18 protein-coding genes are annotated in these 21702 nt (G+C 63.0%); 8 read left to right on the top strand and 10 right to left on the bottom strand.

The window, feature by feature from the left end:
- Positions 1–36: 36 nt before the first annotated feature.
- From J3S28_RS13150 to J3S28_RS13135, 4 genes are all read left to right on the top strand, one after another.
- The gene (locus tag J3S28_RS13150; RefSeq protein ID WP_207841193.1) at positions 37–1410 is read left to right on the top strand and encodes an NAD-dependent succinate-semialdehyde dehydrogenase; all 1374 of its coding nucleotides are present in this window, start codon (positions 37–39) and stop codon (positions 1408–1410) included.
- Positions 1411–1425: 15 nt separating this feature from the next.
- Positions 1426–2475 (top strand): 2,3-butanediol dehydrogenase, encoded by a 1050-nt coding sequence (locus tag J3S28_RS13145; RefSeq protein ID WP_207841192.1) that lies wholly within the window; start codon positions 1426–1428, stop codon positions 2473–2475.
- 40 nt (positions 2476–2515) lie between these two features.
- On the top strand, positions 2516–3289 hold the full coding sequence (locus J3S28_RS13140) for an SDR family oxidoreductase (protein WP_207841191.1): 774 nt from the start codon (positions 2516–2518) through the stop codon (positions 3287–3289).
- An 840-nt stretch (positions 3290–4129) separates the two neighbouring features.
- Positions 4130–5557 carry an ApeA N-terminal domain 1-containing protein gene (locus J3S28_RS13135; RefSeq protein WP_207841190.1) on the top strand — a complete coding sequence of 476 codons (1428 nt, stop codon included), beginning with the start codon at positions 4130–4132 and terminating at the stop codon, positions 5555–5557.
- A gap of 121 nt (positions 5558–5678) precedes the next feature.
- Here J3S28_RS13135 and J3S28_RS13130 read toward each other — a convergent pair whose 3' ends face one another.
- A complete protein-coding gene (locus J3S28_RS13130; RefSeq protein WP_207841189.1) occupies positions 5679–7073 on the bottom strand; it encodes an AbiJ-related protein in 1395 nt (464 codons plus the stop codon).
- A 684-nt stretch (positions 7074–7757) separates the two neighbouring features.
- Positions 7758–8360: a TetR/AcrR family transcriptional regulator gene (locus J3S28_RS13125; protein WP_207841188.1), complete on the bottom strand. Its 603-nt coding sequence runs from the start codon at positions 8358–8360 to the stop codon at positions 7758–7760.
- Between the two features lie 68 nt (positions 8361–8428).
- Here J3S28_RS13125 and J3S28_RS13120 point away from each other — a divergent pair, with 68 nt between their 5' ends.
- Positions 8429–9268 (top strand): alpha/beta fold hydrolase, encoded by an 840-nt coding sequence (locus J3S28_RS13120; protein WP_207841187.1) that lies wholly within the window; start codon positions 8429–8431, stop codon positions 9266–9268.
- A 77-nt stretch (positions 9269–9345) separates the two neighbouring features.
- Here the strand turns inward: J3S28_RS13120 and J3S28_RS13115 are convergent, their stop codons facing one another.
- From J3S28_RS13115 to J3S28_RS13095, 5 genes are all read right to left on the bottom strand, one after another.
- A complete protein-coding gene (locus tag J3S28_RS13115; RefSeq protein WP_207841186.1) occupies positions 9346–10344 on the bottom strand; it encodes a sulfate/molybdate ABC transporter ATP-binding protein in 999 nt (332 codons plus the stop codon).
- Positions 10341–11237, bottom strand: coding sequence for a sulfate ABC transporter permease subunit CysW (cysW, locus tag J3S28_RS13110; RefSeq protein ID WP_207841185.1), 897 nt, complete (start codon positions 11235–11237; stop codon positions 10341–10343). The genes J3S28_RS13115 and cysW overlap by 4 nt, the downstream gene beginning before the upstream one ends.
- Positions 11234–12082, bottom strand: a complete 849-nt coding sequence (gene cysT, locus J3S28_RS13105) for a sulfate ABC transporter permease subunit CysT (protein ID WP_207841184.1) — start codon at positions 12080–12082, stop codon at positions 11234–11236. The genes cysW and cysT overlap by 4 nt, the downstream gene beginning before the upstream one ends.
- Entirely contained in the window at positions 12079–13152 is a 1074-nt protein-coding gene (locus J3S28_RS13100; RefSeq protein ID WP_207841411.1) for a sulfate ABC transporter substrate-binding protein, read from the bottom strand. The genes cysT and J3S28_RS13100 overlap by 4 nt, the downstream gene beginning before the upstream one ends.
- 399 nt (positions 13153–13551) lie before the next feature.
- Positions 13552–13752 carry a hypothetical protein gene (locus tag J3S28_RS13095; protein WP_207841183.1) on the bottom strand — a complete coding sequence of 67 codons (201 nt, stop codon included), beginning with the start codon at positions 13750–13752 and terminating at the stop codon, positions 13552–13554.
- 146 nt (positions 13753–13898) lie between these two features.
- Between J3S28_RS13095 and J3S28_RS13090 the strand changes: the two genes are divergently transcribed.
- Positions 13899–15911 carry a glycoside hydrolase family 15 protein gene (locus J3S28_RS13090; protein ID WP_207841182.1) on the top strand — a complete coding sequence of 671 codons (2013 nt, stop codon included), beginning with the start codon at positions 13899–13901 and terminating at the stop codon, positions 15909–15911.
- Positions 15912–15988: 77 nt separating this feature from the next.
- On the opposite strand, the gene J3S28_RS13085 is transcribed toward J3S28_RS13090, so the two are convergent.
- A complete protein-coding gene (locus J3S28_RS13085; RefSeq protein WP_207841181.1) occupies positions 15989–18019 on the bottom strand; it encodes a M3 family metallopeptidase in 2031 nt (676 codons plus the stop codon).
- A 19-nt stretch (positions 18020–18038) separates the two neighbouring features.
- Entirely contained in the window at positions 18039–19949 is a 1911-nt protein-coding gene (gene lepA / locus J3S28_RS13080; protein ID WP_237341494.1) for a translation elongation factor 4, read from the bottom strand.
- Positions 19950–19982: 33 nt separating this feature from the next.
- Here lepA and J3S28_RS13075 point away from each other — a divergent pair, with 33 nt between their 5' ends.
- Together J3S28_RS13075 and J3S28_RS13070 are read left to right on the top strand one after the other, a co-directional pair.
- A complete protein-coding gene (locus tag J3S28_RS13075) occupies positions 19983–20627 on the top strand; it encodes an alpha/beta hydrolase family protein (protein ID WP_207841180.1) in 645 nt (214 codons plus the stop codon).
- Positions 20628–20647: 20 nt separating this feature from the next.
- Entirely contained in the window at positions 20648–21160 is a 513-nt protein-coding gene (locus J3S28_RS13070) for a type II toxin-antitoxin system PemK/MazF family toxin (RefSeq protein WP_207841179.1), read from the top strand.
- A gap of 10 nt (positions 21161–21170) precedes the next feature.
- Here the strand turns inward: J3S28_RS13070 and J3S28_RS13065 are convergent, their stop codons facing one another.
- Positions 21171–21641 carry an OsmC family protein gene (locus J3S28_RS13065; protein ID WP_207841178.1) on the bottom strand — a complete coding sequence of 157 codons (471 nt, stop codon included), beginning with the start codon at positions 21639–21641 and terminating at the stop codon, positions 21171–21173.
- Between the last annotated feature and the right edge of the window lie 61 nt (positions 21642–21702).

Genomic DNA, 21702 nt, shown 5'->3' with positions numbered 1-21702 from the left:
CGTTTCGACCTACCGACGTACACAAGGAACGAGTTCATGACGAGCAAGTACGCAACCATCGACCCCACAACCGGCGAGGTCGTCAGAGAGTTCGCCACGATCTCGGACGATGCAGCGGCCGAAGCCCTTCGACTGGCGCACTCCGCCTATCTGTCGTGGCGCAACACCGACATCGCAGAGCGCGCGGCCGTACTACTCCGCACCGCGGCGTTGTATCGCGAGCACGCGACCGAGCTCGCGGAGCTGATGACGCTGGAGATGGGCAAACCGATCGCACAGGCCAAGGGTGAGGTCGAGCTGTCGGCGAGCATCTACGAGTACTACGCCGTCACCGGACCACAGCTACTGGCCGATGAGAAGCTCGATATCGCCGGTGCCGGTTCGGCCGTTGTCCGCACCGCTCCCATCGGGGCGCTCCTGGGCATCATGCCGTGGAACTTTCCGTACTACCAAGTGGCCAGATTCGCCGCCCCAAACGTGTTGCTGGGCAACACCGTGCTGCTCAAACACGCCAGCAACTGTCCGCAACAGGCCGCCAAGATCGAGGAACTCCTCGTCGCTGCAGGGGCGCCGATCGGTGTCTATCAGAATGTGTTCGCATCCACCGGTCAGGTCGCCGACATGATCGCCAGCCCGCTCCTGCAGGGTATTTCGCTGACCGGATCCGAACGGGCCGGCAGTGCCGTCGGCGCGATGGCCGGGCAGCACCTCAAGAAATGCGTGCTCGAACTCGGAGGCTCCGATCCCTTCCTGGTCCTTCCTGGAGCTGATCTCGAGCAGGCCGTAAAGGCAGCGGTCACCGGCCGATTCGGCAATGCCGGCCAAGCCTGCACCTCCTCCAAGCGGCTGATCATCGACGAGAGCGTGTGGGACGACTTCGTACAGCAGTTCACCACTGCGCTCGCCGACTGGCACACCGGCGATCCCACCAGCGATCAGACCAAGCTGGGCCCGATGTCGACGATTTCGGGTCGCGACGAATTGGCTGAACAGGTCGACGACGCAATCAGCAAGGGCGCCGTCGTCCACGTCGGCGGAAAGACACCCGACGGTCGCGGCGCCTACTACCCCGCCACCGTTCTGTCCGGCGTCACACCCGACATGCGTGCCCACCACGAGGAACTGTTCGGCCCGGTCGCCGTCCTCTACAAAGCAGGCTCTGTCGAGGAAGCCATCACCATGGCGAACGACTCGCCCTACGGACTCGGTAGTGCGGTGTTCACCAACGACGACAGCATCGCTGCCGCAGTCACCGACCGACTTGATGTTGGCATGGTCGGACTGAACACCACCATCAAGAGCGCACCGGACCTGCCGTTCGGTGGCGTCAAAAACTCAGGCATCGGTCGCGAACTGGGCCGGTTCGGCCTCGACGAGTTCGCAAACAAAAAGCTCATCCGTTCGCTATGAACATCAGGAGAAAACATGCGCGCAGCAGTCTATTACGGTAACCACAAAGTCGAGATCGAAGACGTCGCCGAACCATCGGCAGGCAAGGGCCAAGTCAAAGTTCGCGTCAGCCGAAACGGCATCTGCGGCACCGACCTTCACGAGTACTACGACGGGCCGATCTTCATACCCGCCTCGGACCCACACCCACTGACCGGCAAAGCCATGCCTGTCGTCATGGGGCACGAGTTCTCCGGCGTCGTCACCGAGGTCGGAGCCGGCGTCACCGACGTCAGCGAAGGTGACAACGTCACCATCGAACCTGTGTATCGGTGCGGCGAGTGTCGACCCTGCCGCGCCGGGCAATACAACCTCTGCAACTCTGTGGGCTTCCACGGTTTGATGGCCGATGGCGGGATGGCCGAATACACGGTCGTGCCCCGCAACCAGATCCACAAGCTGCCCGATTCCATCGCCGTGGAGACCGGCGCCCTCGTCGAGCCGATGTCTGTCGCGTACCACGCCGCCGTCCTCGGCGAAGTCGGCGACCAAGATCGTGCGTTGATTTACGGGGCCGGGCCCATCGGCATCGGCCTCTGGTTCGCGCTGCGCGGTATGGGCCTCACCGAGATCGATGTCGTCGAGCCGTCCGCAACACGACGCGGCGCCATCGAAGCTCTCGGTGCCCGCACTCTGGATCCGACCAAGGTGGACGTCGCAGAACTCATCGCTGACCGCACCAACGGCGACGGGGTCGACGCGGCATTCGACGCCGCCGGAGTGGCCCCAGCCGTCCAATCGGCACTCGACTGCGTCGGCGAGCGCCGCCCCTTGATCAGCGTCGCCATCTACGAGAAGCCGCTGACCACTCCCCTGATCAATCTCGTTCTCCGAGAACGACGCATCCAGGGAACCATCTGTTACACGAGCTCTGATTACAAGGCGGTCATCGACCTAATGGCCAAAGGGCACTACGACACCACCGGCTGGGTCGACACCATCGCACTCAGCGACGTCATCGACGGTGGATTCGAGGAACTCAAGGCCGGCCGCAAGATGAAGCTGCTCGTCGACCCCACCCGTTGACCCACCACCCATTCCCGCACAACAACTTCAGGAGACCATCATGCCCATCGCACACGTCACCGGCGCAGCCCAGGGAATCGGTAAGGCCATCGCCCTTCGTCTCGCCAAAGACGGCCACGACATCGCCGTCTCGGACCTCTCGATCAAGTCCGAAGATCTCGAACTCACCCGCAAGAGCATCGAAGACCTCGGGGTACGTGCCGTCGCGCTCACCGGCGACGTCACCGACCCTGAATCCGTCCACAACCTGGTCACCGACACAGCCGACCAGCTCGGCGCCCTCAACATCATGGTCGCCAACGCCGGTGTCGCACAGACCAAAGCGCTTCTCGACGTCACCCCCGACGAGTACGACCGAGTCCACGCCGTCAACGGACGCGGAGTCTTCCTCACCTACACCGAAGCCGCACGGCAAATGATCAAGCAGGGCACCGGCGGCAAAATCATCGGCGCCTCATCGATCGCCGGCCACAAAGGGTTCCCCCTCCTCGGGATCTACAGCTCCTCCAAGTTCGGTGTCCGGGCTCTGACCCAGGCCGCCGCCCAGGAGTGGGCGGAGCACGGGATCACCGTGAACGCATACTGCCCCGGCATTGTCGACACCCACATGTGGGTCGAGGTCGACCGCGACCTGGGAGCCATCAACAATGTGGAAAAAGGCGAGTCGATGAAGGCCATGGCCGCCGGCATCACCCTCGGGCGAGTGTCCACTGGCGAAGACGTCGCCGCGTACGTGTCTTTCCTCGCAGGACCGGATTCGGACTACATGACGGGCCAGTCCAATTTGATCGACGGTGGAATGCTCTTCGTCTGACCCAATCTTGACGAACCCTCAGTGCAACACAGACGGAAGCGTTATCGCCCCGGGCCGCTACAGGTCCGGGGTGCGTCCGCGAGGAGTGCGCCGTCTTCGCAGGAAAAGCCAGGCCATTCTGCGCTGACTGGTTAGCAGCAGCTGGTCAGCCTAATCGGGTTCTCCGGCTCGACCTCCATCCGACATAGTTACCGATTATCGGCTTCAGCCGCTCAGACCCGCGACGAGCTGCGCTACCGGGTCTCAGCAGCGTCCGGTCCGCACTTAGCGCTTCGGCCGACCCTGATGGTCAGCCCCCACGCGATCACCGATAAGCCGCCCTTATGTCAATTTGGGCACTGCATACTGCATCGGATGGGAACGTGCGTCCATGCCTCTACAACGCTCCAGTGCAGCGCCTCGGTGTCAGCTAGCCAGCGATGGTTCGACGTACCCATGGACAGACTGCGCGATCGACCACAGTTGGTTGGGCGCGACGCGCAGGTTCCTCAGGGTTTTACGCAGGGCAACAGCCAGCAGCACGCGCGCGGCCCTAAACGGTGGTCTTGCCGCGATAACCAGGAAGAAGTGGGGGTACCTGTTGTCTGAGGTCTACAGAACCGATGAACCACCACTGGGGCGGTTAATACACGCACCAGTAGCCGGTCGGTTTAGTTTTCAGCTAAGACCTCGGGGGCGAAGGATGTCTAGTTCCGCCGTGGCTACAGATCCCCAACAGGCCGTGATCTCGCGCCTGGGAGTGGCAACCCGTCTTACTCGAAGGTGGAAGATGCCTTAGAACGACGATGAAGCGACGCAGCCACGGAGGCGACAACGGGTTTGGTGCGCGATGATCACTGAATGGCACAGCATCGGCATGTCGGGCAGTGGTGGCTTCCAGGGCGTAGGGAGCAGAGTGTTGGCGGCGTTCTCGAGATCAGTGATCCGGGCGATATTCGACTCGAGATTGCTGGACGCTTTTTCGACCCCTTCAGCGCGTCTGAACCACATTCTGTGGTGCACGGGGCGGCTGCTGGACGTTCGATCACGTTGTTCGATGTCATGCGAGATAACGGGTCGGAGTACAAACGGGCAGCTCAAGAGGAGACCGACGTCGAGGTCTTGTCGCCGGCAGTTTGCCTCTTCGGCGTACACCTGTCCGCTCAAGATGTTTGTGCCTTTAAGGAAGTGGTCGTCGAAGTCACGCACCTCACGACGTGGTCGTGTAGGTCTGGGTTCGGTGAGCGACTGACCGTTGCTGACGAGTCCGCAGGACGACGCCGGAAGGTCGAGTTCGAACTTGCGTCGTTGCCGTCAATTGGCGCTGAGTTCAACGAGGCGTTCGACATCGAGTTTGATTGGGGCCATTACCGGCGTGGACCCAACAGTGACGCGGAGGCACGGAAGCTGATGATCGACGAGATCGTCAGGCTGCGCGTAAGTTCGGGGCTCCCGCAACAGTGGAACGGATTCGAGCACGTAGTGGCCGCAGTCCGAGACCTTGTCACGCTGGCGACGCAGTCTCCGTGCATTGCGACGAACCGCATGTTGCTAATTCACCTGCCCGGTCGGCCCAAGTATCCACTCGAAGTGAGGTGCTTCATGCGATCAAAACCTGTGGAGACGAGCAATTTCGCGATGCATGACTTGCTCTTTGGTTTGAACGATATCGACCTTGACGACCTCGTCTTCAAGTGGCGCGAACTCCGCGAGACTGTTGGCCTGAGCATTCACGTTCTCTTCGGCATCGACTATCACCCCGGTGTCTACTATGAGAACGAGCTTTTGAACGCTGCGTCCGCCGCCGAAGGCCTCCACGCCAAGCTGTTCCCGAAATCAACCTCGATTGATCCTGCTGAACACAAGGCACTCCGCGCGAGTCTAAAGACTATGAGCCTGCGCGCTGAGCTCAAGCAATGGTTGTTCGATCAGACTGGCCACAATCGCCCTGGACTCCAGCAGCGACTACTCGAACTCTGCGGTGTGCCTGACCAAGATGCAGTCGACAGTCTGCTCGGCGACCGAGAATTATGGGCGCGGTGGTTGTCGCGTGCGCGGAACGCGATCGCCCATGCCGACGACGGTCAACTCCAGCGCGTGCCGGAAGAGGTGCGTTACCGCCTCACGTATGTGACGAAGGCACTCCTGCATCTGGTTCTGCTTCAGCAGATTGGAGTGGCCGCTGAGTTACAGAGGAGTTCCGTCAGCGACCGATGGATGTACGTCGCGAACATCTTCAAGTCGGAGGTGGAGGAAGAACGAACTCGGTTGGCACGAAGTAGGTCCTGACGCTCACACGCGCTTTCCGATCGTCGAGGTCATTTGCGAGATCGTCACCGTGGAAAGCCGTTCCGCGGCGGGGCGTTATGTCGACAGGCGTATAAGGGTCGGGACCTCCTGGGCGTCCGACTCAAAGCTTGATCCGGTGTAGGTGAAACAGTTCCCGAACGAAGGGTTCCATCGCCTTGAACGTTGCCGTCGGCGTCGCAAGCTCAGACGCGCCGAAGCGGTACACCTCGTAACCAGCGAGCTTGAGATCACGATCACCACGCGCCATTGCAGCGTATATCTGCGGGTTTCCCTGACCATTCGACGAATAGTGTTGCTGTCCGTCAACTTCCAGGACGATCCGTGATCGGTCGGGGGGAAGGATAAGGAAGTCGATCCGATGGTTGGTCAACGCTTCAACACCACGTTGCCCGATCGTCTTCGGGTCCCAGTGCAACCACACCTCAGGCAGCAACGCTGGCAACATCGGTGCACGATCGCCGAGCACTTTGTAGTAGGAGTCGAATAAATAGCGTTGCGGCGGTGACGACTTCGGTAAACACGCTCTCAACCGCCTATACAAGCCGTTCTTAGCGGCTTCTGGGTCAGGTTCCCCTGTGGTGTCCGCCCACCACTGCTGCAACTGCCTCCACGTCAAACCGTCGGCCAGCGATCGCGAGTAGACCAAAGCGCGCCGCGACTCGTCGCCTAGGATCTCGAGATCGTTGTCGATAGCACTCAGCACCCGCATGTCGGGCTTACTTCCGAGCCCAGCGAAGATCAGATTCCGCGGAGCGCGCATCTCGGCCCCAACCCTTCGAACTCGGAACTCCGGATATCCGTCCGCTTCGCCGATCTCTCCCAACTCCAACCCGGCGTGATGTAGGCCTACGTTGACCTGAGCAACGACACGCCTTTGCAACGACTCGTCTGCTAACAGCCAACCGGTTGACAACGCTTCAACGAACCGGAGGAAGCGACTATCGCTTGCGTTGTCGATCGCCCCCAACTGGATGAACAGCTCCTCAGCAGACCAGTCATCATGTTGCACTACATGACGCATGATCTCCTTCCGTAAGCTCGGCTCAGCGTCACTCCACCCGAGTACCGGCTCGATATCCCACAATGCCGCGATCATGTCGACGAACCGGCGTCCGTCGACGACAACAACGGAAATATCCAGTGCCCGAGCGACGTCGCGTCGAACCCGGGTGCTGACCGTTGGTGGGTGCTCGTCGATTGCCCACACCAGGTCCTCTATCGCCATCCGCTTCCGCCGGTCACCTACCAGGCTGTCGTCGGCGAGAATCTTCCGGGCGATGTCAGTCAGCTGAGCGTCGTCCGCGGCCGCGATCGCCAAATCCACACGGTTTGCCCGGCTCCTACTCTCCTCCCCCGCCGCGAGCGGGGGTTCTACCATGCCGAGTTCCCTGATCAGCGTGTCTAGCCTCTTATGTCCAACTGGGGCGATCGTCTGCGAAAGGGAAGCGAGCGACGCCCGCAACCGGAAGGGATCATCATCAACCAACGTGGTCACGCCTCACGCATAGCACTCGACTCTCCGAGACACGCACTGTGTCGTCGTACTCAAAGACACGGACCTGACGAGGCCTTCCGTTGTCTCTAGGCATGAGCCGCTGACGCCCAGCCGCCGCTAACTCGTCAATCGGCGCCAACAGCTCGTTCCCTCGACTTTCGGGTCTTTCACCCATTTGATCCATTGACCGATCGTCCCAGTCACCGTGGACGCCGGCCAGCCCGGCATCACACCATCGCAAGCTCCCTACTGACCGCCAGCCTGCTGCCGTGGTCATGGCGATTGGTAAACCCGACGTCGCCCGCCGTAGCATCAAACACTGCCTCGCGGGCGCGTGTAGTGATCGGTCTGATCGTCGCATGATCAGCCTTCGCCGTGGGGCGAGGCCGTGGGTATGAGACCTTCCCGGCACCGCAGCACACCTCTGCGAACGCAGAGTGATCCGTGGTATCGAAGGCCGTCAATCGAACGCCATCCCGTGACCAACTTTTCGACTGCTCGGCAGTACCTGATGGCACTTACGTCTCTTTGGACCATTTCTCCTGGTAGCCGAGGACACATCCGCGCTAATTGGATTTAGCGCAGAAGTACGCATGGGTCTTTCACTCAGTATTTCTCCTCCAGCGTCGATCCAGAGTGACACGGCCGTACAGCCCGAATGAGTTCACCCTTGGCCAGAACCAATTAGCTGCTTGCCCGATCGTGTTCGACGAGCGAAAGCCCAACCCCCTCGTACCGCGCCGACAGCGCAGTCCCAGCAGCGATCAGCGGCCTCGTACTGCGCAACGTCCGTGCCATCACAAATGCCCCCTCCAGCGAGCAGACGATCGCGGTGATCGCTTCCTCGGCCATCTCAGACTTCAATCCCCGCCTCTCGAAGTAGGCCTGCCCCAACGTGATCCAGTCGGTGAACACCCCTGCAGCCGCACGCCGAAGCGACTCGTCGGAGTTCGCGACCTCCCCCGCGACCGTCGACACCGGACACATGTTGGCGAAACCGGTCTGCTCGGTGACCTCGGCGGCCTGGGCGAACGCGGCCCTGATTCCTACTCCGAGGTCGACCTGATCGGCCAGCACCGCCGGGATGACGGCTGCGTACGCGATGCCCGCATTGACCAGGGCCTCTCGCGCGATCTGGGCCTTCCCTTCTGGGAAGTGGTGGTAGATCGAGCCGATGGGCGCGCCAGAGCCCGCCACGATCTGCTTCATGCTCAGGGCCGAATAGCCGTGGATGCGCATGAGTTCGATCGCGGTCGTCAAAATCGTTTCTCGCGTACCTCTTGCCATCCTTACCTCCTTCCTCCCATACTAGAACAGTCACTCTAGAACAGTCGCTCTAGTTTCTGGGAGGTCCGATGCGCACGGTTGATCTCGAGGCGGGAACCATCGAGTACCGCGAAGAAGGCGATCCGAACGGGCCACCGGTGGTGTTCACACACGGATTGCTGATGAACGACCATCAGTGGGATCTCGTGTTGCCGCTACTCCCCTACGGTTTTCGTTACCTACTGCCGGTACTGCCGCTCGGTGGGCACCGGATACCGATGAAGCCCGGCGCAGATCTGGCGATGCCGGGGATGGTCGCCATCCTGTCCGAGTTCCTGAGTTCACTGAAACTGCAGGACGTGACCCTGGTGCTCAGCGATTGGGGCGGACCCCTGTTCCTACCCGAACTGTCGAACGGTGAGCGGATCAGTCGGTTGGTCATCTGTCCCGCCGAGGCCTACGACAATTTCCCGCCGGGATTCCCCGGCAAGGTCGTCAAGGTGGCGACCTCGGTACCCGGCGGAATCCTTTTCGCACTCCATCAATTTCGCAATCGCCTTCTCCGCCGAACGCCCATGGTGCTGGGCCTTATGGCGAAGAAACCGATCTCCGACGACATCATCCGGAAGTGGACCGACCCCGGCATCGCTTCGGCAGGAGTCCGCCGCGACGTACTCGCCTACTGCAGAACGAAATTCGACAAAGCAGAGCTGGTTGCCGCCACCGAGAGGCTGCGCGACTTCACCGGCCCTGCTCTGGTCATCTGGGCACCGAGAACCAACGTGATGCGCCGCGAGCACGGCGAGCAACTCGCGACCCTGCTCCCCAAAGGCGACCTCGCCGAAGTCGACGACGCCTACGTGCTGATCATGCTCGACCAGCCGCAGCGCACGGCCGAGCTCATCAGCAAGTTCCTGCAGTCGACCTGACCGCCGCGAACGCGCCAGAAATGCGAAGACGATCCACCTGTAGGTGGATCGTCTTCGTAAAGGTGGCGCGTTGCGGGTCAGGCGAGCGCGGCGTCCGGAACCCGGGTCGCGCGAACATAGACCTCGTCGCCGTCGTTCAGACCGAGCGCGGACGCATCGCCGCGGGTGATCTGTGCGTGGAAGTCCTCACCGGTGGCGCTGTTCGTCAGTTCGACACGCACCTCGAAGCCGAGGTAGACCACCCGTTTAACGGTCGCCTTCAGTACACCGGTCTCGGCCGCATTCGGCTCTGCCGACTCCAGCGCCAGATCAGGCGTACGTCCGACACGAATGTCGTGCGGGCGCACCAGGACTCCGTTGAGCTTGGCGACGGACCCGAGGAACGACATGACGAACTTGTTGTCGGGACGATCGTAGAGATCGGCCGGAGAACCGATCTGCTCGATGCGGCCCTTGTTCAGCACCGCGATCCGGTCCGCGACGTCGAGCGCCTCTTGCTGATCGTGGGTCACCAGCACGGTCGTCACCTGCACCTCGTCGTGTAGCCGGCGCAGCCACGCCCGCAGGTCCTCACGAACCTTGGCGTCGAGCGCACCGAAGGGCTCGTCGAGCAGCAGCACCTTGGGATCGACCGCCAGCGCGCGGGCCAGGGCCATGCGCTGTCGCTGACCACCGGAGAGCTGTGCGGGGTACCGGGTTTGGAAGCCTGCCAGTCCGACGACCTCAAGGAGTTCGTCGACCTTGGCCTTGATCTCGTCTTTCGGCCGCTTGCGGATCTTCAGACCGAACGCGACGTTGTCGCGCACAGTCATGTGTTTGAACGCGGCGTAGTGCTGGAACACGAATCCGATGTCCCGGCGCTGCGGCGAGACCGTTGTCACGTCGTCGCCGTTGATCAGCACCGTGCCCGAGTCGAGCTGGTCCAGGCCGGCGATGGCTCGCAGCAGAGTCGACTTTCCCGAACCCGACGGCCCGAGAAGCGCTGTCAGTGAGCCAACCGGGATGTCGATCGAGACATTGTCGAGTGCGGCAAAGTCGCCGTATCGCTTGTTCGCATCAATCACCGAGATCGTCATACCAGTTCACTCTCCTGCGTTTTCGGGGCTGTCTCGCTCGGGGCGGTGACCGCGTCGGTCTCGTTGCTCGCCTTGCGACGTTCGATTTGGTTGGTACCGGTGCGCTTTTCGACCAAGGTCATGAGCAGCAGCACCAGGATTGCGATCATCATCAGTAGAGTCGCGGCCGCATAGGCGCCGTACTCGTTGTAGTCGTCTGTGTACCGCGACGACACCAGCAGCGTGAGAGTTTGCGAGACGCCGGGCAGATTGGACGACACCATGATCACCGCCCCGTATTCACCGAGTGCCCGGGCCACGGTCAGGACGACACCGTAGGACAGGCCCCACCGGATGGCCGGCAAGGTGATCCGCCAAAATGTCTGCCAGCCACTGGCTCCCAGCGTCGCAGCGGCCTCTTCCTGCTCGGTCCCGATCTCACGGAGCACCGGTTCCACCTCACGCACCACAAAGGGCAAGGTCACGAAGAGAGTCGCCAGCACCATGCCCGGAAGACCGAAGATGACGGTGAAGCCGGCGCTTTCCAGACCCCCGAACCAGCCCCCGTATCCCCACAGCAGGATCAGGGCGACACCGACGACAATCGGCGACACCGCGAACGGCAGGTCGACGATGGCTTCGACGACCCCACGGCCGCGGAAACGTCCGCGGACGATGGCGAGCGCGGTGAACACACCGAAGACGACGTTGAGCGGGACCACGATCGCAACGATCAACAGACTCAGCTGCAGGGCCGAGATCGCGGCGGGTGTGGTGATCCACTCCCAGAACTGGACGATGCCGTGTTCGAAAGAGCGGTAGAAGATCAGCGCCACCGGCACGACCAGGAGGAGGAACAGGTACACGAGCGCAATGGTGCGCAGAGTGAGTCGCGGGAATGTGGACAGTTTCATCGGCTCTGCTCCTCACGCTTGGACGTGCGACGACCGACGACGCGCAACACCAGTAGCACCACGAAGGCGATGAGCAACAGCACCACCGAGATGGCAGAGGCGTCGACGGGTGAGTCGATCTCGATCTGCTGCTGGATGTACTGCGACGCAACCTGGGTGTCACCGGGGATGTTGCCGCCGATCAGGACGACCGAACCGAACTCGCCGATCGCGCGGGTGAACGCCAGACCGGCACCGGACAGCACTGCGGGAGCCAGCGCGGGGAAGATGATCTTCCACCAGATGACCCAGTTGGTGGCGCCGAGAGAGGCCGCGGCCTCTTCGACCTCTTTGTCGATCTCGATGAGCACGGGCTGCACCTGGCGCACCACGAACGGCAGGGTGACGAACGCAAGCGCGATGACCAGCGCCGGCCGGGTCGCATTCAATTCGATGTCGATCGGGCTGTTCGGTCCGTAGAGCGACAGCAGCACCAGGCTGGCGACGATCGTGGGCAACGCGAACGGCAGGTCGATGAGCGAGTTGACGAACCGCTTGCCGGGAAACTCGTCGCGGACGAGAACCCAGGCGATGAGGGTGCCCATCACGACATTGATCAGAGCCACCACCAGCGACACGAGAACGGTCACCTTGAGCGTGTCGATCGCGTTCTCGTCGGTGACCGCAGTCCAGAACCCGCTCCATCCGTCGTCGAACGCCTCACTGGTGATCGCGGCGAGCGGCAGAAGCACGATGATGCTCAGCCACAGACCCGCGACACCCACGCCGAGCGGCCCGACGCTGCCCCACGTGCGTTTCGCCGGCCCCGTAGGCAGCGGTTTGAGCGGTGTAACCGTGGTTGTCATACCTTGCCTCCGGCGTCATAGATCTCCGTGATGGCGCCCGATGTTCCGAACAGCGCCTTGTCCACCGCGGGCCACCCCTTGAGGTCTTTGCCCTTGTTCTCCTCGGCTGTGCCCTCCCCGAGCACCGCACCGAGTTCCTTGATCGTCCACAGCTTGGCGATCTCACCGGGGAACAGATCCTTGGTCTCCTCGATGACGGTCTCGTCGACCGGCCGGAAGCCCTGCTCCGCCCAGATCCGCTGCGCGGCAGGGGTGAAGAGGTAGCTGACGAACTCGTTCGCAGCTTCCTTCTCCTTGCTGAAGTTCACCACCGCGACCGGGTTCTCGATCTTGAACGTTTCCGGAGGGATGACGTAGTCGACCCGCTGGCCCGGTTTCGCGGTCGCGTTCTGGTTCTTGAGGAAGATCGCTTCGTTTTCATAACTGATCAACACGTCGCCCTGCCCCTGCTCGAACGCGGTTGTCGCCTCACGACCCGACTTCGGTTGGATGCGGGTGTGGTCGCGGACCAGTTCGGCCACGTAATCCAGACCGGCCTGCTCATCGACGCCACCGTTGCTCTTGGCGGAGAACGGCGCGAGCAGGTTCCACTTGGCCGAGCCGGAGCTACCGGGGTTCGGGGTCACCACCTGGATGCCCGGCTTGAGCAGGTCATCCCAGGTCCGGATGTTCAACGGATTGCCCTCCCGCACGACCAGCGCCACGACAGATCCGAACGGGGTACTGCCGTTCGGATACTGCTCGGCCCAGTCCTTGTCCACCACACCTGCTTTCACCAGGCGAGTGACGTCGGGAGCCACCGAGAAGTTGACGACGTCGGCAGGAACACGGCGCGCGACCTTGCGAGACTGATCACCGGACGCGCCGTAGGACGCGGCGAAGCCGATGTCCTTGCCTTCCTCGGTGTCGCGGAACGCCGGGATGATCTCGTCGTAGCCGATCTTCGGCACCGCGTACGCGTACAGGTTCAGGTGCTTGGAACCACTGGAGATGTCCTGGCCGCCGGGCTCATCGGTGGAGCCGCCGCCGCAGCCGGACAGCACCAGCGCGGAGACGGCGAGAACGATGATCGAAGCGGCGGCGGATCTTCCTGGTCGGCTCCGCCCTCGCTTCCGCGGCGCAGATCGAGCTGATCGAAAAAGCACGGTTGTGTCCCCTAGTTTTGTTCACGTCAGAGTCAGGCCAGAATCTTTGGATGCTGATCGGCGGCAGTAAAGAAGCCCGCGAGAATGTCGATCAGCGACACAGAACGTCAAAAACGCAGCGATACTCGACCGCGAACAGCGCCAGGGTGTGGCGCACGCGGTAACCGCCGGGTGCTGACATAGGCGGAACATTAGCAGCTGAAATTCGGGTCAGAACGTAGCTAGTGAGGTCTTGCTCACGTCGCATTCAGCGCAGCAACAACCAGGCCACGACGACAAGCACGATCAGTGCGATCAACGCCACGGTCACCTTAGAGCGGGGCATCACTGTTCTCCGGGGTCGACGTCGGCGGATTCACGGCGGTCCAGGAGCCGGAACGAGCCGTCTACCAGGAGGTTCATCAGATACGAAAGTCCGACGGCAAGTGGTACGACGATCGCGGCGGACACCAGGATCTGTGGAACGAAGGACAACGACGTCAACCATTCCTCGACGCCGTCCCACCAGCGGGTCACTTCATCCACTCCGTCACCCTACCGCCTAGACTTTTGTTCACAGTGATTCAAAATCCTCCACCGCGCTGACCTGGCCGCCCCATCGCCGGAAAATGACTGTGACGAGAATCGTCGCATCGGTGGCAGACGGCATCGCCCGACAGCATGATAGATCCATGACAACCACATCCGAGGGCAGCAGCAACTCTGACCTCACCGCCACCAGACCGAGAACAGCGTCTCACGGCGGCAACTCACCGTTGAACAGCCCGTCGCCGGCGTCGGCGCCACCGGTGGCACAAAACGCCTTTCCACCCATCGGTGACTATGCGTTCCTCTCCGACTGCGAGTGCAATTGCCTGATCGCCCGCAACGGTTCGGTCGAGTGGATGTGTGTCCCCCGCCCCGATTCGCCGAGCGTCTTCGGAGCCGTCCTCGATCGCAGTGCCGGTCACTTCAAGCTGGCGCCGTACGGGGTCAACGTCCCGGTCGACCGTCGTTACCTGCCCGGCAGCCTGATGGTCGAGACCACCTGGCAGACCGACACCGGGTGGCTGATCGTTCGCGATGCACTCGTGATGGGTCCCTGGCATGACAACGAGGCGCGATCACGCACGCACCGCCGCACCCCGACGGATTGGGACGCCAAACACATCCTGCTCCGGACGGTGCGCTGTGTGAACGGCACCGTCGAACTGGCACTCAGTTGCGAGCCGGCCTTCGACTACCACAAGGGCGGCACCAAATGGGAATACTCGGGTCCGGCGTACGGCGAGGCGGTCGCGACCGCCACCGGAGTGAAGGGCGACGCCCAGTCACTCCGGTTGACCACCAGCCTCAAACTCGGACTGGAGGGCCGCGAAGCGCGGGCGCGTACTCGAATGGTCGAGGGCGACAACGAATTCGTCGCGATGAGCTGGGGAAGCCCTGCCGCCCCGCAGGACTGGGCCGAAGCAGCCCAGATGATGTGGGAGACGTCCGAGTCATGGCGTCAGTGGATCAACGTCGGCCGGTTCCCCGACCACCCGTGGCGCAACTATCTGCAGCGCAGCGCCCTCACCCTGAAAGGCCTCACCTACTCCCCGACCGGTGCCCTGCTCGCGGCCGCGACGACATCATTGCCGGAAACTCCCCACGGTGAACGCAACTGGGACTACCGCTACGCCTGGGTGCGCGACTCCACCTTCGCATTGTGGGGCCTGTACACCCTCGGACTCGACCGTGAGGCGAGCGACTTCTTCTCGTTCATCGCCGACGTCTCCGGCGCGAACAACGGCGAACACCATCCGCTGCAGGTCATGTACGGCGTGGGCGGCGAGCGCACACTCGAGGAATCCGAGCTCAACCACCTCTCCGGCTACGACGGCGCGCGTCCGGTGCGTATCGGCAACGGCGCCTACGACCAACAGCAACACGACATCTGGGGCACCATGCTCGACTCGGTGTACCTCAACACCAAAGCCACGGAGACGGTGTCGGAGACCCTCTGGCCTGTCCTCAAGGCTCAGGTCGAAGAAGCGATCAAGCATTGGCGCCAGCCCGACCGCGGCATCTGGGAAGTACGCGGCGAGCCCCAGCACTTCACCTCGTCGAAGGTCATGTGCTGGATCGCGCTCGACCGCGGTGCCAAGCTGGCCGCCATCCACGGCGAGAAATCCTACGTATTCCAGTGGACCGAGATCGCCGAGGAGATCAAGGCCGACATCCTCGAGTTCGGGGTCAACGATCGCGGCATCTTCACCCAGCGCTACGGCAGCGACGCTCTCGACGCCTCGCTACTGCTCGTACCTCTCCTACGGTTCCTCCCGGCCGAGGATCCGCGCGTCCGCAACACCGTCCTCGCGATCGCCGACGAACTCAGCGAGGACGGCCTCGTCCTGCGTTACCGAGTGGAAGAGACCGACGACGGGCTCTCCGGCGAGGAGGGTACGTTCACGATCTGTTCGTTCTGGTTGGTCTCCGCGCTGGTCGAGATCGGGGAACTGCCCCGCGCCAAGGTGCTGTGCGAACGGTTGCTGTCGTTCGCCAGCCCGCTCAAACTCTACGCCGAGGAAATCGAACCGCACACCGGTCGCCACCTGGGGAACTTTCCTCAGGCGTTCACCCACCTGGCCTTGATCAACGCGGTCATGCACGTGATCCGCGCCGAAGAAGCTCAGGGGCACAGCACCTTCATCCCGGCCAACTGACTGCCCGCCCCCAAAAATGGGGCCTTTTGGCGACGCCCACCAGGGCTTTTGCTCGCCAAAAGGCCCCACTTTCGGGATCAGGTGGGCAGCAGCCCCCGGCGACGCAGGAGGGGTTCGATCTCGGCGGGTCGACCCAGCAGTTCTTGATGCGCGACGATCGGGTCGACGCTGTCGCCGCGGGACAGGGTGGTCTCGGCGAATCGCTGACCGAGTTCTGCCGACAAGCCGCCACCGGTGAGGAACCACTGTTCGGTTTCCGCGTCGAGGACCTCGGACCAGATGTACGAGTAGTACCCGGCCGAATACCCACCCCCGAAGATGTGATTGAAGTACGAGCTGCGGTACCGCGGTGGGATCAGGTCTGCTGCGGCGCCCGCCTTGGTCAGAGCGGCTTTTTCGAAGGCTTCGACGTCGGTGATGTCGTCCTCGACCGTGACACGGTGCCAGGCCATGTCGAGGATCGCCGCCGCCAGATACTCGATGGTGCCGTGAGCGGACTCCACATCGGCGTTGGCACGGGCGGCATCCGCCAGTTCCTGCGGAATCGGGGCGCCGGTCTCATGGTGTTTGGCGTACTGCTGCAACACCTTCGGGTGCAGCGCCCACATCTCGTTCACCTGCGACGGGAATTCGACGAAGTCGCGGGGCACCGAAGTCCCGGACTGCGAGGGATAGCGCACGGTGGACAGGAGTCCGTGCAGGGCATGACCAAATTCGTGGAACAGGGTTGTCAGCTGGTCCATGGTGAGCAGACACGGTTGTCCTGCTTCGGGTTTCGTGAGATTGAGAACGTTGACGATGACGGGTCTGGTCTTGAGCAGCAGACTCTGGTCGATGAAGTTGTTCATCCATGCCCCGCCCCGTTTGCTGGGTCTGGCGAAGAAGTCACCGAGGAACAGGCCGATGGACGCGTCTGACCGATCGAAAACCTCCCACGCGCGGACATCCGGGTGATAGGTCGGTAGACCTGAACGCTCGACGAACCGTAGGCCGTAGAGCTGACCGGCGGCGAAGAACACACCCTGGGTGAGCACCGCGTCGAGTTCGAGGTAGTCGGAGAATCCACCCAGCGGGACCGCTGAGCGTTGCTGCTCGTCCTTGGCCAGCCAGTACGTGAGGTCGGACGGCCCGATGTCCGTACCGACGTCCTTCGCGAGACGGGTCAGTTCACGGCCACCGGCACGCATCGCCGACGACATCAAGTCGGTCAACAGATCTTCGACCGCTTCCGGGCTCGGCGCGGTCTCCTCGGCGATGACGAACTCGGCGTGATCGCGATAACCGAGCAGCCGGGCACGTTCGGCGCGGAGCCGGACGATCTCGAGGACCATTTCCCGGGTGTCGTTCGGACCGCCTCGCGCACAACGGTTCACCGAAGCGTCGAACACTCGTCGACGCGTTTCCGGGTCTTCGAGCGACGCCACGGTGGATTGACTCGTCGGCAATTCGATGGCGAGCAGATACCCGGTGTCGTGCCCCGCTTCGGTCGCCGAGCGGCGCGCGGCGGCGATCTGCCCGGACGAGAGCCCGGCGAGCTTGTCCACGTCGTCGACGAAGACCGCCGAGTCGTTGCTGTCGTCGAGGATCCGTTGCCCGAATGCGGTGGTCAGCGTCGCCAGTCGTTCGGAGATCTCCCTCATCCGGACCTGGCCCGCGGCGTCGAGGCCGGCGCCCGCGCGAATCGATCCCCGGTGCCGCTTCTCGAGCAACCGCAGGGACGGCTCGTCGAGGTCGAGCGATTCCCTGTTCTCGAACAGCGTGTTGATCCGGGCGAACAACCCCGGATGCAGCGCGATGGTGTTGCCGTGCGCAGTCAACTTCGGCGCGAGCACCGTGGAGATCGCGTTGCGCTCCGGGTTGGTGTCAGCGCCACTGAGGTTGAAGAAGGTGCCGGCCGCCCGCGCGAGCAACTGACCGCTGGTCTCGAGCGCCTCGATGGTGTTCGCGAAAGTGGGCTGGGCCTTGTCCCCCGCGATCTTCTCGATCTCCCGCAGGTGCGCGGCCATCGCCTCGTCGAAGGCCGGCAGGAAATCGTCATCCCTGATCGACGGGAAATCAGGCAGACCGTGCAGATGCGGGCTCGGGGCGAGAACCGGGTTCGAAGACATGGCCTCGATCCTAGTTGCGCTACTTGCCTTTCGGCTTGTCGCTGGCAGCATCGGACGACAACGCTGCGACGAAGGCCTCCTGAGGGACCTCCACGCGGCCGATCGTCTTCATCCGCTTCTTGCCTTCCTTCTGCTTCTCGAGCAGTTTGCGCTTACGGCTGATGTCGCCGCCGTAGCACTTGGCGAGTACGTCCTTGCGGATCGCGCGGATGTTCTCGCGGGCGATGATCTTCGACCCGATGGCGGCCTGGATCGGCACCTCGAACTGCTGGCGCGGGATCAGCTCTTTGAGCTTGGTCGTCATCTTGTTGGCGTAGCCGGCGGCGCCGTCTTTGTGGACGATGGCACTGAACGCGTCCACCGCCTCGCCCTGCAGCAGGATGTCGACCTTCACCAGGTTCGAGATCTGTTCACCCGCCTCCTCGTAGTCGAGGCTGGCGTAACCGCGGGTGCGGGACTTCAACGAGTCGAAGAAGTCGAAGATGATCTCGGCCATCGGCAGCGTGTACCGCAATTCGACGCGCGTCTCGGAGAGGTAGTCCATTCCGCCGAGTTCACCGCGGCGGGACTGGCACAGCTCCATGATCGAACCGACGAACTCGCTGGGCGCGATGACGGTCGTCTTCACGATGGGCTCGTAGATGTTGCGAGCCTTGCCCTCTGGCCAGTCCGACGGGTTGGTCACCACGTGCTCGGCGCCGTCTTCCATCTCCACCCGGTACACCACGTTCGGGGCGGTGGAGATCAGGTTGAGCCCGAACTCGCGCTCGAGCCGTTCCCGGCTGATCTCCATGTGCAACAGACCCAGGAATCCGCAGCGGAAGCCGAACCCGAGAGCCACCGACGTCTCCGGCTCGTACGCCAGTGCGGCGTCGTTGAGCTGGAGCTTGTCCAGCGCTTCGCGCAGCACCGGGTAGTCGGAACCGTCCACCGGGTACAAACCGGAGTAGACCATCGGACGCGGTTCGCGATAGCCGGTCAACGGTTCGACGGCACCGTTCTTCGCCAGCGTGATCGTGTCACCGACCTTCGACTGACGAACGTCTTTGACACCGGTGATGAGATAGCCGACCTCGCCGACACCGAGGCCTTTCGAGGGCTTCGGGTCGGGTGAGACGATGCCCACCTCGAGCAACTCGTGGGTTGTTCCGGTCGACATCATCTTGATCTTCTCGCGCGGCACGATCTTTCCGTCGACGACGCGGACGTAGGTGACCACGCCCCGGTACGTGTCGTAGACGGAGTCGAAGATCATCGCGCGCGCCGGGGCGTCTGAGTCGCCGACCGGCGGAGGGATGAGCCGGACCACTTCGTCGAGCAGTTCGGTGACGCCGACACCGGTCTTACCCGACACCCGCAGGACGTCGCCGGGTTCACAGCCGATGATGTGCGCGATCTCCGCGGCGTAGCGGTCGGGGTCTGCGGCGGGCAGGTCGATCTTGTTGAGGACCGGGATGATCGTCAGGTCCTTGTCCAGGGCCAGGTACAGGTTGGCCAAGGTCTGGGCCTCGATGCCCTGGGCAGCGTCCACCAGCAACACCGCGCCCTCACACGCCTCGAGAGCACGCGACACCTCGTAGGTGAAGTCGACGTGTCCGGGGGTGTCGATCAGGTGCATCACATAGTCGGTGCCGTCGACGTTCCACGGCAGCCGGACGTTCTGCGCCTTGATCGTGATGCCGCGTTCGCGCTCGATGTCCATGCGGTCGAGGTATTGAGCGCGCATGTCTCGACCTTCGACCACCCCGGTGACCTGGAGCATCCGATCGGCCAACGTCGATTTGCCGTGATCGATGTGGGCGATGATGCAAAAGTTCCTGATCTTGGCCGGATCAGTGAACGTGGTATCGGAAAGCCTGGGAATTGAACTCACTCCTCGTGTGGAACGCGTGACCCCCAGTTTCTCATGACCCGGGCCCCCGACTGCCATTCGGTGCGTCCGGACACCGGTTAGCGTGAGAACATGACCGTCACCGAATGGGACTCCGAGGGCGTGGTCGGGGCACTGCATCGACCGTCCGGTACCGCCGCGGCGATGGTTGTCCTGGCCCACGGGGCCGGCAGCAACCACAATGCAGCAATCCTGCGGGCCATCGCGGAGGCCTTGAGCGAACGCGGTGTCGCGGTGGCGCGCATTGACCTGCCCTACCGCCAGAAACGTCCGAAAGGGCCGCCGAGCCCGTCCGGCGCCGCCGCCGATCGCGCCGGGATCGTCGCGGCGTGTGAGGCCTTTCGTGACGAATCAACCGGTCCGCTCATCGTCGGCGGACACTCCTACGGCGGCAGGCAGGCCTCGATGGCGGTGGCCGAGAACGGCGACATCGCCGACGGGCTGCTGCTCACGTCGTATCCGCTGCACCCACCCGGCAAACCCGACCGCTTGCGCACCGAACATCTGCCGTCGATCACTCGTCCGACGCTGGTGGTGCACGGGGTCAGCGATCCGTTCGGCTCCACCGAGGAGTTGACCGCCGCACTCGCCCTCATCGAGGCGCCAACCCGTCTGATCGACCTGCCGAAGGTCGGCCACGACCTCAAGCCCGACCGATCCGGGTCACCGGTGCTGACCGCCGACGCCGCCATCGAGTTCTTCGGGATCGCTGGATAGGGCAACACTAAGCTGGTCGGATGGCTGGAAAATTCACCTCGCTCGCGATGTCATTGGTCCGCCAACACGGTCCCCGCCTGTTCCGGGAAATGACGAAGTCGAGCAGCGCGCCATCCCAGCGACCGGCCCCGCGCGCGCCGTCGCGCAGCGCACCCACCGGCAACCGGGCTCGCCGCATCGACTACTCCCCCGCCCTGGACGGCGCAGCAGATCCGGGCGAGATCGTCTGGACCTGGGTCGAATTCGAAGAAGACGCCGGCCAGGGCAAGGATCGCCCCGTGTTGGTGGTCGGCCGCGAGGGCGCCACCGTGCTCGGATTGATGCTCTCGAGCCAAGGCCATCGCCGCGACGACAGCAACTGGGTCAGCATCGGCACCGGCGACTGGGATCGCGAGCATCGCGAGAGCTTCGTCAGGCTCGACCGCATCCTCGACATCCCGGAGAACGGGATCCGCCGCGAAGGCGCGATCTTGCCCCGCGGTCAGTTCGATCGCGTCGCGGACGTCCTTCGACGCAGCTACAACTGGCAGTGAGCCGAGGCGATCAGGCCAGCGGAGTCTGCGTCCACTCGTTGACGAACTCGAGACCACTGCGGACGAACAACTGACTGACCGGGCAGCGTCGCTCGGTTTCAGCGACGAACTGGGCGAACTGCTGCTCGGTCGCGTCCGATTCGACGGTGGCCCGCACGGTCACCTTGTCGAAGTTGGCGTTGCCGTCGGCGCCCTGCACCAGGACCGCGGTATCGAGATCACCCTGGACCTCGAACGAGAACTGGCCCAGCGAGATTCCGAGGTCTTTCGCCACCAGCGACGCAGTCACCTGGTTGCACGAGGTGAGCGCACCGAGGGCGTAGAACAGCGGACTCGGGGCCTCGTCCTTGCCGCCGAAAGCCGGGTAGGCATCGGTTGCGAACTCGTGCCCTTTACCTGAGGTCACCAGATGCTGGGCGACCCCGGTACCGGTGGCGGACACGACAAAGGGAACGACGGATTGTTTTGCTGCAGTGGTCATTACCCGACACTGACAGACCACCGACGGCAGCGCCCGCCTTAAATCCAGCCAGATCGCACTG

It is taken from the genome of Williamsia soli, from assembly GCF_017377795.1.
GTDB lineage: Bacteria > Actinomycetota > Actinomycetes > Mycobacteriales > Mycobacteriaceae > Williamsia > Williamsia soli.
The sequence above is the reverse complement of the archived record's forward strand: the minus strand, read 5'-3'. Positions and strand labels throughout refer to the sequence as shown.

What these genes read in the sequence shown, in the direction of transcription:
- J3S28_RS13150 (WP_207841193.1), top strand. Translation starts at nt 37, where the DNA reads ATGACGAGCAAGTACGCAACCATCGACCCCACAACCGGCGAGGTCGTC.
- J3S28_RS13145 (WP_207841192.1), top strand. Translation starts at nt 1,426, where the DNA reads ATGCGCGCAGCAGTCTATTACGGTAACCACAAAGTCGAGATCGAAGAC.
- J3S28_RS13140 (WP_207841191.1), top strand. Translation starts at nt 2,516, where the DNA reads ATGCCCATCGCACACGTCACCGGCGCAGCCCAGGGAATCGGTAAGGCC.
- J3S28_RS13135 (WP_207841190.1), top strand. Translation starts at nt 4,130, where the DNA reads ATGGCACAGCATCGGCATGTCGGGCAGTGGTGGCTTCCAGGGCGTAGG.
- J3S28_RS13125 (WP_207841188.1), bottom strand. Translation starts at nt 8,360, where the DNA reads ATGGCAAGAGGTACGCGAGAAACGATTTTGACGACCGCGATCGAACTC.
- J3S28_RS13120 (WP_207841187.1), top strand. Translation starts at nt 8,429, where the DNA reads ATGCGCACGGTTGATCTCGAGGCGGGAACCATCGAGTACCGCGAAGAA.
- J3S28_RS13115 (WP_207841186.1), bottom strand. Translation starts at nt 10,344, where the DNA reads ATGACGATCTCGGTGATTGATGCGAACAAGCGATACGGCGACTTTGCC.
- cysW (WP_207841185.1), bottom strand. Translation starts at nt 11,237, where the DNA reads ATGAAACTGTCCACATTCCCGCGACTCACTCTGCGCACCATTGCGCTC.
- cysT (WP_207841184.1), bottom strand. Translation starts at nt 12,082, where the DNA reads ATGACAACCACGGTTACACCGCTCAAACCGCTGCCTACGGGGCCGGCG.
- J3S28_RS13090 (WP_207841182.1), top strand. Translation starts at nt 13,899, where the DNA reads ATGACAACCACATCCGAGGGCAGCAGCAACTCTGACCTCACCGCCACC.
- J3S28_RS13085 (WP_207841181.1), bottom strand. Translation starts at nt 18,019, where the DNA reads ATGTCTTCGAACCCGGTTCTCGCCCCGAGCCCGCATCTGCACGGTCTG.
- lepA (WP_237341494.1), bottom strand. Translation starts at nt 19,949, where the DNA reads ATGGCAGTCGGGGGCCCGGGTCATGAGAAACTGGGGGTCACGCGTTCC.
- J3S28_RS13075 (WP_207841180.1), top strand. Translation starts at nt 19,983, where the DNA reads ATGACCGTCACCGAATGGGACTCCGAGGGCGTGGTCGGGGCACTGCAT.
- J3S28_RS13070 (WP_207841179.1), top strand. Translation starts at nt 20,648, where the DNA reads ATGGCTGGAAAATTCACCTCGCTCGCGATGTCATTGGTCCGCCAACAC.
- J3S28_RS13065 (WP_207841178.1), bottom strand. Translation starts at nt 21,641, where the DNA reads ATGACCACTGCAGCAAAACAATCCGTCGTTCCCTTTGTCGTGTCCGCC.